The organism is Pseudomonas sp. ADAK2 TE3594 (assembly GCF_053628675.1).
In genome coordinates this window covers 3,614,938-3,630,034 of the sequence record NZ_JBRJGV010000001.1, presented here as the reverse complement: position 1 = coordinate 3,630,034, position 15,097 = coordinate 3,614,938, and the positions used below count along the sequence as shown (strand labels likewise).

The 15,097-nt window shown below is 55.6% G+C and carries 10 protein-coding genes and 1 pseudogene; 6 read left to right on the top strand and 5 right to left on the bottom strand.

Annotated elements, in window-relative coordinates:
* The first annotated feature begins 181 nt into the window (after positions 1-181).
* From AB7M22_RS16010 to AB7M22_RS15990, 5 genes are all read left to right on the top strand, one after another.
* On the top strand, positions 182-697 hold the full coding sequence (locus AB7M22_RS16010; protein WP_007900657.1) for an Hcp family type VI secretion system effector: 516 nt from the start codon (positions 182-184) through the stop codon (positions 695-697).
* A gap of 128 nt (positions 698-825) precedes the next feature.
* Complete coding sequence (locus tag AB7M22_RS16005) at positions 826-3,738, top strand: type VI secretion system Vgr family protein (protein ID WP_454187049.1); 2,913 nt, start codon at positions 826-828, stop codon at positions 3,736-3,738.
* Positions 3,735-8,471, top strand: a complete 4,737-nt coding sequence (locus tag AB7M22_RS16000; RefSeq protein ID WP_454187048.1) for an RHS repeat-associated core domain-containing protein — start codon at positions 3,735-3,737, stop codon at positions 8,469-8,471. The genes AB7M22_RS16005 and AB7M22_RS16000 overlap by 4 nt, the downstream gene beginning before the upstream one ends.
* Positions 8,456-9,133, top strand: coding sequence for a hypothetical protein (locus AB7M22_RS15995; RefSeq protein ID WP_454187047.1), 678 nt, complete (start codon positions 8,456-8,458; stop codon positions 9,131-9,133). The genes AB7M22_RS16000 and AB7M22_RS15995 overlap by 16 nt, the downstream gene beginning before the upstream one ends.
* Before the next feature lie 75 nt (positions 9,134-9,208).
* A complete protein-coding gene (locus tag AB7M22_RS15990) occupies positions 9,209-9,472 on the top strand; it encodes a PAAR domain-containing protein (protein WP_454187046.1) in 264 nt (87 codons plus the stop codon).
* Between the two features lie 209 nt (positions 9,473-9,681).
* On the opposite strand, the gene AB7M22_RS15985 is transcribed toward AB7M22_RS15990, so the two are convergent.
* A complete protein-coding gene (locus tag AB7M22_RS15985) occupies positions 9,682-9,894 on the bottom strand; it encodes an AbrB/MazE/SpoVT family DNA-binding domain-containing protein (protein ID WP_454187045.1) in 213 nt (70 codons plus the stop codon).
* 156 nt (positions 9,895-10,050) lie between these two features.
* Here AB7M22_RS15985 and AB7M22_RS15980 point away from each other — a divergent pair, with 156 nt between their 5' ends.
* A complete protein-coding gene (locus AB7M22_RS15980) occupies positions 10,051-10,671 on the top strand; it encodes a tyrosine-type recombinase/integrase (protein ID WP_454187044.1) in 621 nt (206 codons plus the stop codon).
* Positions 10,672-10,825: 154 nt separating this feature from the next.
* Here the strand turns inward: AB7M22_RS15980 and AB7M22_RS15975 are convergent, their stop codons facing one another.
* The 4 genes and pseudogenes from AB7M22_RS15975 to AB7M22_RS15960 form a co-directional block, all read right to left on the bottom strand.
* A complete protein-coding gene (locus AB7M22_RS15975) occupies positions 10,826-11,227 on the bottom strand; it encodes a hypothetical protein (protein ID WP_454187043.1) in 402 nt (133 codons plus the stop codon).
* A gap of 471 nt (positions 11,228-11,698) precedes the next feature.
* Positions 11,699-13,069 (bottom strand): annotated as a pseudogene (locus AB7M22_RS15970) (transposase).
* 442 nt (positions 13,070-13,511) lie between these two features.
* A complete protein-coding gene (locus tag AB7M22_RS15965; protein ID WP_454187042.1) occupies positions 13,512-14,291 on the bottom strand; it encodes a class I SAM-dependent methyltransferase in 780 nt (259 codons plus the stop codon).
* Positions 14,292-14,414: 123 nt separating this feature from the next.
* Positions 14,415-15,071, bottom strand: coding sequence for a pyridoxamine 5'-phosphate oxidase family protein (locus AB7M22_RS15960; RefSeq protein ID WP_454187041.1), 657 nt, complete (start codon positions 15,069-15,071; stop codon positions 14,415-14,417).
* Positions 15,072-15,097: the final 26 nt, after the last annotated feature.

Here is a 15,097-nt window from a genome sequence, read left to right as displayed (position 1 = left end):
ACTTCTTGCGCACTTTTCTTCTGTTTCTCACCGTGAACGTCGAAAAAGTCACCGCCGAGGCCACCTAACCCCTTGATGCCTAATGGCTATCTGATGGCTGGCACGACTTTTGATCTCTCCGCCGACACCTGGGCAGGCAATCACGCCGTCCGGTCCTGTCTTTTGAGCAAGGAGAGCATCCATGGCAACACCTGCGTACATGTCCGTTACCGGCGAAAAACAAGGCCTGATCACTGCCGGCGCGTTCACCGCCGACTCCGTGGGCAACACCTACCAAGAAGGTCACGAAGACCAGGTCATGGTTCAGGCTTTCAGCCACGACGTGATCATCCCGCGTGACCCACAGTCCGGCCAACCAACCGGTCAGCGTGTACACAAGCCAGTCGTGATCACCAAGGTCTACGACAAGTCCTCGCCACTGCTGCAAGCGGCGCTGACCTCCGGCGAGCGCATGAGCGAAATCGTTATCCAGTGGTACCGCACTTCGGCTCAAGGCACCCAAGAGCACTACTACACCACCAAACTGGAAGACGCGATCATCGTCGCCATCAACAACAAAATGCACAACTGCCAGGATCCGTCGAACTCGCACTTCACGCACCTGGAAGAAGTGCAATTCACCTACCGCAAAATCACCTGGACCCACGAAGTATCCGGTACTTCGGGTTCCGATGACTGGCGCGTTCCGGTCGCCTGATCCAGGCCGACCGTTTTACCCCTCGGCCAGCACGGCTGGTCGAGGCGGGTGGTACTCCTGAAGAATTTTTGCAGTCGTTGATCGCCATTGGCGTCGACGAGTGCCGCAACATTGCATGAGGACACGGAATGTTCGCACCGGCCAATCAGACCCATTTCAGCCTGACCATCGATGGGGCGGACAGCTACTTTCAAGTGCTGTCCTTCACCGGCCGGGAGCGCCTGAACCAACCGTTCGAATTTGAACTGGAACTGGTCAGCGAAAAAGCCTCGATCAACCTCGAAAGCGTGTTGCACAAACTGGCGTTTCTGCAGTTGTCCCCCGCGGGCACTGGCATTCACGGGCTGGTCTACAGTATCGCCCAGGGTGAGGCCGGCAAACGCCTGACCCGCTATAAAATCTCCCTGCGTCCGCAACTGGCCTACCTGGCACATCGGATCAACCAGCGGATCTTCCAGCAAATGAGCGTGCCGCAGATCATCGCTCAGGTCCTGGAAGAACACGGCATCCTCGCCAGTGAGCACAAGTTCCAATTGAGTGCGCTGTATCCCGAGCGGGTTTACTGCGTGCAGTACGAAGAATCCGACCTGCAATTCGTCCAGCGCCTGTGCGAGGAGGAGGGGATTCATTACCACTTCCAGCACAGCGCTTCCGGCCATCTGCTGATGTTCGGCGATGACCAAACGGTGTTCCCGAAACTCGCGCCGGTGGCCTATCAGCAGGACACCGGGTTGGTCGCCGATCAGCCGGTGATCAAGCGTTTCGGCCTGCGCATGAGCACCCGTACCAGCCGCACCACGCGGCGCGATTACGACTTCACCAAGCCGAAGATCGAGCTGGAAAGTGACGCCAAGAGTGCCGCCAAGCCGGACCTTGAAGATTACGATTACCCGGGCCGTTTCGTCGATCGCGAGCGCGGCAAGCACTTGGCCAATCGGGCGCTGGAGCGCCATCGCAGCGACTATCGTCTGGCCGAAGGCAACAGCGATCAGCCTTTGCTGGTCAGCGGGCATTTCCTCGCGCTGACCGCACACGCCAACCCGGCGTGGAACGACCTGTGGCTGCTCACCGAGATCTTCCACGAAGGCAAGCAGCCGCAGGTGCTGGAGGAGGTGATCAGCAGCGACGTCACCGACCTCAAGGACGATTTCCACCAAGGCTACCGCAACCAGTTCAGCGCCATTCCCTGGGACGTGCCGTACCGTCCGCCGCTGGATCACCCGAAACCGAAAGTCCTCGGCACCCAGAGCGCGGTGGTCACCGGCCCCGAAGGCGAGGAGATTTTCTGCGACCAGTACGGTCGCGTGAAGGTGCAGTTCTTCTGGGACCGCGAAGGCCAGCACGACGACAAGACCAGTTGCTGGATGCGCGTGGCCTCGAACTGGGCCAGCCAGAACTTCGGCTCGATCAATCTGCCGCGGATCGGCATGGAAGTGCTGATCACCTTCCTCGAAGGCGATCCCGATCAGCCGCTGATCACCGGTTGCCTGTACCACGGCGTGAACCTGCCGCCGTACAAACTGCCCGACTTCAAGACCCTGGCCACGGTCAAGAGCAAGGAATACAAGGGCAGCCGCGCCAACGAACTGCGCATCGACGACACCACCAGCGAGATCAGCATCGCGTTGCGCAGTGACCACGGCGCCAGTGCGATCAACCTCGGCTACCTGACCCATCCGCGGCCGTCTGGCGGCCAGCCCCGTGGTGAAGGTTTTGAGCTGCGAACCGACCGCCATGGCGCGGTGCGCGCCGCCGCCGGTTTGCTGATCACCACCGAGCCACGGCCGAACGAATCGAAACACCACAAGGACCTGCCCGAAACTGCCGAACGCCTGGCCACCGCCAGCGAGCAACAGGACGGCTTCGCCCTGCAGGCCAAAGAACTGCAAGCTCAGGAACCGGGCGATCAGGATGACGTGGCCAAGGCGCTGCACAGTCAGCACCAAGGCATCCTCGGAAGCGGTCCGGCGAACATGACCGCCAACGAGTTTCCGGAGTTCACCGAACCGCATCTGGTACTGGCGAGTCCTGCCGGCATCGCGCTCACCACGCCACGCTCCAGCCACATCGCCACCGGTGAGCACCTGGCGTTGAGCAGCACCGGCCACACCAGCCTGTCGATCGGCAAACGCCTGCTGGCCAGTGCCAGTCGGGGCATGCGCCTGTTCGTGCAGAGCATGGGCTGGCGCCTGGTCGCCGCGTCCGGCGACATCGACGTGCGGGCGCTGAAGGACAGCATCAACCTGCTGGCCAAGCTCAATATCACCGCCAATGCCGACCGCATCACCATCACCGCCAAGACCGAACTGGTGATCCAGGGCGGCGGCAGCGCCACCACCTACAACGCCGGCGGCATCACCCACGCCACCAGCGGGCCGTACACCGCCCATGCGGCCAACTTCGCCTACACCGGGGCGAAAAGCCTGGCGGGCGTGTTCCCCGAACCGCCGAAACCGGGCAAGGGCAACCTCGAACTGTTCAACCAGTACGCCGGGCGTCAGGGCATCAAGGACGGCGACTTCGAAGTGATCGATGCGTTGGGCAGGAGCCTCAAGGGCAAGCTCGATGCCAAGGGTTTCGCCAGCGTGTCCGGCGCCGCACCGGGCCCGGCACGGGTACTGTTCGGCAAGGACCCTGCGGACACCTGGAGTGACGGCAGTTACATCGGCAAACCCGAATGGCCGTTAACCCCGCCGGGTGCCGATGACATTCCGTCACAGGTGCAAGCCATGGTCGCCAAGACCCTGCCGAGTGCTGGCAGCAGTGCTGAGTTGTTGGAGAAGGGCAAAGGTCTGGCGCAGACCGGCATGAGTGCGGTGCAGACGGCACAAGGTGCAATGCAAACCGCGCAGCAAGTTCAAGGCGCGCTGCAGGGCGGCGTAGCCGGATTGCCGAAGCTGGCCAGCGCAGCCATGCCGAGCGCTTCGCGCATCCTCGGCGCGGCGAGCAAAAGCGGCAAGTTGCCGAGTTTGCCGACCGTTACCCCTCCCAAGACTTCCTTTAAAACGCCGGGCCTGCTCGCGGGTGAGATGCTGTCATGACCACTGAAACTGCTGTTGTAAAACGTGAACCCCAATCTACGGTCGTGCCGCTCAGTGAGATTCAAGTCGCGGACGTCGGGCGCGATGCGGCTAAATTTGATGCCTGGTTGCAAGAGGTCAGCGGCGGTGTCGTCACGCTCGATCGGATCAAAAACGTCGCCGGTGCATTGCCAGTGGTGGGCAACATCATGGCGCTGGTGGATGTTCTGAATGACATTGCCACCCTGGCCAAAAGCAAGACGCGTGATTCGCTCGACTGGGTGAGCCTGGGCATCGACCTGATCGGCGTGATCCCATACCCACCGAATATGGCTGCTGCACGCATGAGCCTGCGCCCGACCCTGTATCTGGTGCGGCAGGAAATGAAGGTCGCCGGCAAGACGCTGCTGGGCGACGCTTTGATCAATGTGATCGTCGGGCATTTGAACGCGGCCATCGTTGGCGAAATTGACGATTTCGTGAAAACGGCCAAAGCGCAACTGCCGAGTCTTCTCGATCAAGCCGGGGAAAAAGGCGAAGAGATTCTCAAGGAAATCTCCAAGGGGTTGAATGCCTTGGTTGACGGTGATCTCGACTCGGTAAAGAGCATGGAGAACGCCGGGAAGAAAGTCAGTGGAGTGGGCACTCAGCTGCTGCATGATCCCACGAAGGCGTTCAGCAATATCTTTGGCGCTGCCTGCGATGTCTACAAGGCCGCCGGCAAGGGGGTGGTCAACAGCGCCGCGAAGCTCCTGTTACCTGAGCAGGCCAAGGAGCTGGTGCATGAGCAAACACGCTTGTTGACGGCCATGGGCCCGGAGCTTCGCACACAACTGAAAAAGCTCAGTGATCCCGGTATGCCTTACTCCGTGGGGGCTCTGCTAGAGGTACTGGCCAAAGCGGTCGCCGTATGGAATGTGCGAAATGGCCGTGGTATGTCCGGAAACGTAAAATTCGGTGCCACTAGCAAGGCCAAGCGTCGGTTGGGAGAGGGCCGGACAGAGGTCAGGAAAAATGAAGTGCCTGCAGGAAAAAGGGCAAATCCTGACAAAAATGGCACCTGCCCCAGTACCTGTAACAGCATCAGCTTTGCGATGGGTTCGGAGAACGTCGCTCATACCGATTTTAGTTTGGCCGGAGCGTTCCCGATTGAATGGACGCGCACTTATTGCTCGAACCTGGACGCCTATGATCAGGACTCATTGGGCGCGCGCTGGATCAGCGCCTTCACGACGCGCTTCGACCTGGTCGATGATGCGCTGCAATTCCATGACGCTGACGGCCGCAGTCACACCTATCCGCTACCCAAGGTCGGCCTGTTCCACTACGATGCCATCGAAAACCTCACCCTGGTGCGCACTAGCGAAGACCAGTTGCTGCTGTGTCGTGGTTTCGAGCGCAAGGAAACCTACGTCCGTCGTGGCCAGCGCTATGTGTTGACTGGCGTGGTGCTGCGCAACGGCGCCGGCGTCATGCTGCACTATGAACATCGTCACGGCGAATGGTCAGTGCTCTCGGACCTAATCGCCTACCAGGACGACATCACCAAAGTCCATTTGCACCTCGGCACGATGATCGACGATCACGGCCGGCTGATCGGCCTCTGGGAAATCCGTGACGGCGCACCGCAGCGGCAACTGTGCCACTATCAGTACGATGCTTACGGCGACTTGACCCTGGCCCAGGACGAGAACGGCGGTGCCTGGTCGTATCAGTACCAGCATCACTTGATCACGCGCTACACCGACCGCACTGGCCGGGGCATGAACCTGCAATGGCAGGGCCACGGTGCCGATGCCAAGGCCGTGCGCGAGTGGGCCGATGACGGCAGCTTCGACACGCGCCTGGAGTGGGACGAAAATATTCGCCTGACCTATGTCAGTGATGCGCTGGGCAACGAGACCTGGCACTACTACGACATCCTTGGCTACACCTACCGCATCCGTCATCCGGATGAACGTTCGGAATGGTTCTTCCGTGACGCCGCAAAAAACGTAGTACGTCACGTTCATACCGATGGCAGCACCGATCGCTTTAGTTACGATGATCGCAGCAACTTGCTTGAGCATATCCGCGCCGATGACAGCGTAGTGCACTATGCCTATGACGATCAGAACCAGTTGATCAAAATCAGCGATGCCGAGGGTGGCCAGTGGGAATGGGCCTATGACGACTTCGGTAACCTGGTGGAAACAGTCGACCCGTTGGGCAACAAAACCGAGTATGCCTTCAACGAGACGGGCTTGCCGACGGCGATCAAGGACGCCAACGGCAACGAAAAAAAACTTGACTACAACGATGCCGGTCAGTTGGTGGAATACGTCGATTGCTCGGGCAAGACCAGCGCCTGGGAGTACAACGAATTCGGGCAGATGATTTGCTTTACCGACTCGGCGGGGCAGAGTACCGAGTATCAGTACAAGGCTGGGCAACTGGTACTGATCAAACATCCGGACAAGACCGAGGAGCGTTTCGAGCGCGATGCCGAAGGTCGGCTGTTGGCCCACGTCGATGGTCTTGATCGTTGTACTACCTGGAGCTACACCGCGGCCGGTATGGTTGCAGAGCGGGTCGATGCCGCCGAGCAAACCCTGCGCTACCGTTGGGACAAACTCGGGCGGTTGGTGGTACTGGAAAATGAAAACGAACGCCGCGCGCATTTCCATTACGACCCCGTCGGTCGTCTATTGGAAGAAACCGGCTTCGACGGGCGCTCTACCCGTTACCAGTACGAGCCTGAAAGCGGCCGTTTGGCCAGAAAGCTCAATGGTGAACGCAGCATTGCGCTTCGCTTTGACCTGATGGGCCGCCTGATCGAACGTCGTGCCACGCTGGGTGAGCAGGTGCAAAGCGAAACCTTTGCCTACGACGGTAATGGCAACCTGGTGATGGCGAGCAACGCGGACAGCCGTCTGCAGTGGTTCCATGACTCGGCGGGTAACTTGCTGCGTGAGCATCAGCACTATCTTGGTTTGGAAAAACCGGTGGTCGCGGTCTGGCAGCACGAGTACGACGTACTCAATCAGCGCATTGCCACGACTCGTCCTGATGGCCATCGCATCAGTTGGCTCACGTATGGCAGCGGCCACTTGTTGGGGTTGCGTCTGGATGAGCATGAGCTGATCGGCTATGAACGTGACGATCTGCATCGTGAAATCTCCCGCCACCAAGGCAACCGCCTGCTGCAAACGCAAAAATGGGACCCGGCCGGACGCTTGCAAGAGCAACTGTTGGGACGCAGTGACGAAAAATCCACGCTGTTCAAGCGCGAATACACCTACGATGCTGCCGGCCAACTAACGGATATCAATGACAGTCGCCGTGGTCCGTTAGCCTATCGTTACGACCCGGTCGGTCGCCTGCTCAGCGCCATGAGTCGCCTGGGTGTGGAAACCTTTGCCTTTGACCCGGCCAGTAACCTGCTGGACGACAAGACCGCAGAAATTCGCCGTCCGCTGGACCTGGATCCGCCGCGCAGCAAGTTGGTTGACAATCTGTTGCGTGAATATGCTGGCACGCACTACGAATACGACGAGCGCGGTAATCAGATCCGGCGCTGGCACAACGGCAACCAAAGCCAAATGATGTGGGACTTGTTTGATCGTTTGGTGCGGTTTGAAGACACGCGCCTGTCGGTCGACTTTGCCTACGACGCGCTCGGCCGCCGCCTGCACAAAAACTCCTGCGCCCAATACAAACAACGCCCGGAAGCAGGTTCGCAATGGAACAGCAATGAACATGCGCGCAGGCAACGCGAACTTGGTTGCGGCTTCACGCTCTATGGTTGGGATGGCGACTTCCTCGCCTGGGAAAGCAGCCCGGCTCAGCAGGATGGCGGCGCCGGGCGCACCGTGCACTACATCTACGAGCCCGGCAGCTTTGTCCCGGTAGCGCAGGCACTACTGCACAAACCTATTCAGTTGATGGGGCAACCGAACTACAGCGGGGACTACATTCAGGATGACGACCCGTTGTGGCGTAACAAACCCACTGCTTTACCGATCGACGCTCTCAGCTGGTATCAGTGCGACCACCTGGGCACGCCACAGGAATTGACCGATCAGAATGGCGAAATCGCCTGGAGTGCGCAGTACAAGGCTTGGGGGGCGGTGCGTGAGCAGCGCTCGGCGGCGGCACAACAGCAGGGGGTGACCAATCCGATCAGATTTCAGGGGCAGTACCATGACCATGAGACTGGGCTGCACTACAACCGGCACCGGTACTATGATCCGGCGGTTGGTCGTTTCATCAGCAAAGATCCAATTGGCCTGGACGGCGGGATCCATTTGTATGAGTACGGTCCGAATTCAACTGAATATGTGGACCCGTATGGCCTTTCCGCGAAAAAGCTGGCGGGTGGTCTGAAAGCCGAAAACCGTCCTTTAATGACGGGGCAAACGCCGCACCACATTGTTCAGGAGAATTGCAACAAGAACATACATGTGAAGAAGTCTCGAGAGATTCTGGCGCGCAATGATATCGGCATCGATACTGGGGCAAATGGCGCCCGTTTATGGGGGACGAGTAATTCGCAGGTCGGGACAGTCTTGCATCCGGGGCGAGCTGATGCTGCGCAAGCCGGGAACTACCACGCCGGACCCCATATCCACAGTAATGAAAATGACAAACTCATCTATCAGGTATTGAAGGGTGTAGAGAAACGTGGCGGAAATGTCGAAAATGCTTTGCGAGATATTGGGGGCCGGATGGAAAGTGGCCAATGGAAAGCAACGTATGAATGTTGTTGTTCATGATGGAGATCACGATGTTGCTTGATGTCCCTGAGGTGCGTACGACGCTTGAGAATCTGAGGAAAAGTTTCCAAGCGTTCGATGCAACCGGTTCGTACAACGCCTATCTGGCGCGTTGCGAGTCAGTGGATGAGTGGAAATTTTCTGATGGCGATTATTTCGGGCACTTACCATACGACACGGAACGCATGGGGTTTTCGACGCCCAGGCTGATGAAAAAAAAATACTCAAGTGTGGAAGAAGCACGTGAGCTAGGGAAATACTGCTCTGGATTTTCTGGGGGGCACCACAGGATTACCGTTCTTCCGGGGCAAAAGGGGGTGCAGTCAATTCAGGCGATGCTATACGACCATGCGGATACCTTCTTGGAAATTCGTACCGTCGGTTTTAAAGGGATGGATCGTGGAGATAAACTCGACGCTAGGTTAATAGGCCTTGGAAGGCTGTTTCAGCTCGATGACGGCGATAGGGTCTATGTCGGAGTCAGTGCCCGCGATGCGTTTTCCGTGTTTCTCTATAAGTACTCTTCTACAGGTAAGGTTCTGTCCGGCCGGGCTATTGCCAATGGCTGGCCTGGTGAAGATGAATGGTTCTATCACTACGACAGTGAAGGCCAGCTTGCCGAGATAACGTCAGGCGCTGCATCCGTCTGGACGCGCAAGTAATAGATTGACGGCTATCGGAATTGATAGGGAAGACTGCAACATTCCTGAGGCGGTCAAGTAAACCAGGGAGATACCGTGAAAGACATAATCCGGTTGGGTGACTCCACAAGCCATGGTGGAGTGGTGCTTGAGGCCTTCTCTCAAACCGATCTGAATGGCAAACCGATTGCGGGAGTCGGTCACAAGGTCAGTTGCCCGCTGTGCAAGGGGATTTTTCCCATTGCAGAGGGCAGCGGTACCTATACCGTCGACGGAACCCCCATTGCACTGCACGGTATGAAAACCGCCTGCGGCGCCAGCCTGATTGCCAGTGCTCCAAAGGGGGCAGTGACTAGCTGATCCCCACTTATTTGGATATTTCTATTCGTCCGAGCTGAGTGGCATTTCGTCGCGAGAAGTTCCGTCTGTAAAGAGGCTCGCTTAGAAAAGGTCGCGGACGAGTTCTACAAGGCTGGGGTAGAGAAAGTTGATGCCAGGTACTTACCGCAGAGCGACGGCTTCTGCGAAAGCCGTCTGTCAGCACGCATCTGCGCTAAGCCGCTTGTAAATTAGGTGGCGGGTAGTGGCGAGGGATTGGGGTTGGGGGATGTATTGCGCTTCGGCTTCAGGACTATCGCGCCATCAATCACCTCGATTGTCAGCTCGTCACCAAGGACCAAGCCCAAGCTCGCGAGTAGTTCTGGTGGCAAATCGACGATGACGTCGCCAGTTCCATCTGCGGTGTCTTGGCACCTGACTGTCCAGCTTTGGGTTTCGCTCATGATCCGACTCATGCTGCATCGTTGGAGATGCATCATTATGCTCGTGATTTGTTATGGTGCGATGGATGAAACTCAGTGATCGCTTCTGGCCGAATAGCAATCACCACGCCCTGTGACTGATCCACCCTTGTCCTCCTTCGACGTGGAGGAAAAACCATGAACACTATTGCTACATACAGCCATCAGCCTTGGAACAAGGGAAAGCTTGTCGGGCAGAAAGCCCCGCTCCGAGTCAGAGATATCTGGGCCATCCGCGTAAGACTTCAGCTTGCTGAGAAGACACGGGATCTGGCGCTCTTCAACTTGGCCATCGACAGCAAACTGCGTGCCTGTGACTTAACCAAGCTGCGAGTCCGAGACATAGCCCATGGGGAGCATGTGTCGTCACGGGCCATCGTGATGCAGCAGAAAACCCACCACCCAGTGCAATTTGAGATCACCGAGCAAACCCGAACGGTTCTAGAGGCTTGGATGCATCAGGCCCGCCTCCACAGCGAGGACTTTTTGTTTCCGACCCGGTTGCACGACTCAGACCATCTCTCCACCAGACAATACGCTCGAATAGTCAAAGCGTGGGTGACAGCCATTGACCTTGACCCAACCATGTACGGTACTCACACGCTACGGAGAACCAAGGCATCGCTAATCTATCGCAGGACAAAAAACCTGAGAGCTGTCCAACTTCTGCTTGGTCATACGAAGCTTGAAAGCACCGTCAGATACCTGGGAATCGAGGTCGATGATGCCCTGGAAATGGCAGAACAGACGGAAGTCTGACCATCTATAGCGACGGTCGATGCTAGACCGTCGCTATCCGACCCGAAGCAGACAGTGGTCACCTGCCGATCTTGCCCAGAAAAGACCATTCGATTCGTATACGAAAATGGGAGCGACTCATAGAGTTGTCGTGGTTGAAGATTTATTCAGTGAATTATTCTTGGTAAGTGGTGTTATTTTTAATTATTGCAGTGGATTGGATTTCGATTGTGCTGCACTTAATTAGATTTTTGGATAGGAAGTCTACAATCTGCGCCTTCTCTTTTAAAGATGAAGCATCGGTGGCTTGGCGTTGGATTTCTTTGTTCAAGTTCTCTGCTAGCGTTTCATATGAAGAACTGAGTTGGTGTGATAGGGCGTAATGTGTGCTGAATTTAGATTCATACTCTTTCTTGGCTTCTGGCTTGATCAATACTTGTGCGGCCGCATAAAATGCAGCACAGCTTGTGTTAGCCATTGCAAGAGGTTCAAGATTCAAGCCTTTTTGATCCGCTGACACGTTGTGAGTAATTGCTGAAAGTGAAATTAAAACCATCTTTAGTTGCTTGAGTTTCATGTCTTTAGATCCGGCATAACTACAAACAGGCCCTGAATGGGGCAAAAAATACTTTCGTGGACTTGATGGATAACATTCCTTGTTTCCTGTCTAGTCTGGGTTTTGCAGGGGGCCGATGGCCACGTAAAGGAGCTTACACCATAGCTGGAACGCCACGGTTACACCCGCAGATGCACGAGCAAAATCAGCTTAAACACTACTCGATTCGCTTTGCTCGAGTCTACTGCGCCTGTCCGCTCATGCCGATTTCAGCCTGTCATCAGGGGCAGCCATCGACCCAAAGTTGCCTTTCGCGAAAACCCGCCAACAGCCGATTCTGTTGAAAAAGTCGGATTTTCAGATCGCCTGAACTCAGGCACGACTACCACTGGAGAACCTACTCACCACATTGAGTGGTTTTTCGGCCCTTCGTTGACCGTTGCCGCTCAGTTAGTGGGTTAGTTTGAGGTTTTTTGCTTAGTGCAGGCGCACCTATCCCGTGACCGGTGGACCTTGAGAGGTAAATTTGGCCAGCCGGCGCAGGTTCTGCACCGCCGCGGCCAGCGTGAACTCATCGGTCGCGCCGCTCATGCCACGTAGTCGCAAGCGATCCAGTTTCAGGATTCGCTTGAGGTGGGCAAACAACATTTCGACCTTTTTACGTTCGTGGCGAGAGCGCTGATATGCCGGCGTTGCTGCAATGCGCCGCGCCACATCACGAGCGGCCTCATGGACGCTGCGCGATCTTGCAAAACGCAGTATTGGGGCAACACTTGGCCTTCATCGGACAGGCTACGCAGTCGGCCTGTCGGGATCGGAAGATGATGGTGTTGGCCTTGGTGACGTGTGAACGCTCGTTCTTGAAGGCTCGCCATTCACTGCGCAATGACTTGCCGGCCGGGCAGCGGTATTCCTCAATCTCTTCATTCCAGTGGAAATCGTTGCTCGAAAAACTGTCGTTCTTGCGCTCGGTTTTGTCCCACACCGGCACGTGAGGTTCGATGTCTTTTTCCTCCACCATCCAGGCCAACATCGGCGCTGTACCGTACGCGGTATCGCCGATGAGGCGTTCCGGCTTGATGTCGAACTGCGCTTCAACGCGATCGATCATCGTCTTGGTGCTCTCGACTTCGGCCGTTCGATGAGCGGGTGTAGGCTCCACATCCACGATGACGCCGTGTTCGGTATCGATCAGATAATTCGTAGAGTAAGCGTAGAACGCGGGCCGCCTGGAGCAGCGGTCCAGCGAGCCTGAGGATCAGTCAGTGATAAACGCTTCGGTAGCGTTTCGGCCAAAGCCTCTTCATCGAGGGCCTCAAGGTACTCACGCTCGGCGCGGGTGCTCAGGGCCGGATCGCTCCAGTTGACCTGTTCATCACCCGGTACGCCGCGCTGCCGACTCGCATCCGCTTTGATGATGCTGGCGTCCACAGCAAATCCTTCGCCTTTGACCAGGCCAGCATCCATGCAACGACGCAGCACCTCGTTGAACAACCAGCGAAACAGATCGCTATCCCGAAAACGGCCGTGTCGATTTTTGGATAAGGTCGAGTGGTTGGGGACTTCATCTTCAAGGCTCAACCGGCAGAACCAGCGATACGCCAGTTTCAAATGGGCCTCTTCGCACAACCGCCGCTCTGAGCGAATGCCGTAGCAATAGCCCACGATCAGCATGCGGATCATCAGTTCAGGATCAATCGACGGACGCCCGATCGGGCTATAAAAATCGGCGAGGTAATGGCGCAGGTCGTTCAGATCGAGACACTGATCAATGCTGCGCAGAAGGTGATTGGCTGGGATGCGATCTTCAAGGTTGAACGAGTAAAACAGTCGATCCTGCCCACTCGATAACTGTCCCATCATGCTGTGTGCTTCCCTGCTGGCCAATGCAGAGATTTTGCCGCAGGCCCAGACTGGGGAGCTACTTTTTCAACAGAATCGGCCAAAAGCAGCCAATCGGACTCGTTTAGGAAACCAGGGACGATTCAGAGCGGATGAACGCCTTCAACGCTTTTTCATTGTCCTGGCGCCCTCATGGAGATCAATGGCACGTCTGGTGTTGTTTTCAAGGCTGGAAGTTGAGGAGGCCTGAAGGGGGCCCTCAACGAGGCGTCAGCTCAGGCAGAGAGAAAAATTAACATCGTGTCCAGAATTACTTGACCAGTTCAATCGAGCGCCTATTGTTTGAAGGTTTTGTGCTCAGTGGCGACCAAGCCCCCCCCTTGATGATGCATTTCATCGGACGCCGTTTGAGCTGAACTTTTTATCCAAACGCACCAATTTAAAAATAATTCGCCCGGAATATTTACATTTTTTTAAAAACATAATGCATGTACATCAACTCTCTTTTTTGCAGATCTTGCCAGATAGGCGTTCCCACACACGCCCATTCGTTGATCCACCATGTTTTACGCTCTTCACTAATATCCATTTCATGGATCAGGGACAATTTTCTTTGGTTGGCGAGGGCCAAGCCCCCCACGACACCATCCGTTATATCTTCCTCTTTGATTAGTTCGAATGGCAGCTGAGCCGTAATTTGTTTGACTTTTTCATTCATGTCTGGGGTCATCAGATCAGCGTAGCAAAAACTTCCGCCATTGCGCAGAGCGCGATGCACTTCTTCAAAAAAACGCTCTAAATTTGGATAGCAGTGCGATGACTCGATATTGACCACGACATCGACAGAATTTATTTCGATATCAAGATTGCTAGCGTCACCCTGATAAAATGCGAGATTATTTACGCCGCCAAAGCTATCACGAGACGCACTCACGTTTTGCGGCAAATATTCAACGCCAACGACATTGTTGGCGCCCAAATACTGCTTGATATAATAACTGCCACCACCACGGCCCGAACCAATTTCCAGCACATCAGTTCCATGAACATCAACCGTGTTCAATACGTAATGATAGAGCTGCGCATAAATTTCAAAAGCAGCATCTCGATGTTCCAGGGCAAGTCCAGGTCGCAAATCGTATCCATAATTAAGAAATGGCTGGTAACGCCCGCCTAACTCCCTATCTACCATGGAGTACATGTCGGTAACTGTCTGATAAAGCCCTTGCTGATCTATCGTCATTATTTCCACCTTCTAGTATGTTCTGAAAAACAGGCGTGGTTGTACGGCGTTCGCTGAATGCTCATTGCACCTCAGCGCCCGTATTTTTGCTGAGCACCCTTTGGTTCTGGTTACCCTGGTCAGTCAGTTGGCCCAAGCTTTAACATAATCCGGCAAGATTATATCTTTATTGTTTTCGGTATGAACTGGGGATCCGTGAGTCTGTCTCAGCGGCAGGATTCCCGTCCAAACGGGAAGGGCGAGATCATCGTCCTTATCAGAAGGGCCGGAGTCACTGACCTTTACCGCGACTTCCACGAGGGAAATCCGAAGTATGTTAGTGGCGGCGATTTCTTTGGAGTTACCGCGTCGCGCTTCTTCCCTGCGGCCGTCCGCAATCTTGTCCATAAAACTATCCAAGGCTTCGAGTTTTTCTGCGCTGCTCTGCACGCTTTCAAACTGCCCATAAATAACTGCAGATCGGTAATTCATCGAGTGGTTGAATGCTGATTTGGCCAACACCAAACCATCCAGCAAAGTAATGGCAACTGAAGTTCGTGCGCCAGCAGCTAGCGCTTTTATCAGGCGGCTTCCATTGGATCCATGGATATATAAATAATCATCCTTTCTCCAATGAGCGGTTGGAATGCAGTGCGTGTCGTTGTTCGCTGCGAAAGCAATGTGGCAGACATACGATTCATCCAAAATACTATAAAGGGTTGCCCGGTCATGATTAGCAAGTTCAGGCAAGCGGCGAATGGTCGTGCGGACGGACGGCGGTACAGGAGGTCGTTCATTCATGGTTTGTTATCCAGTTCTATCAAAAT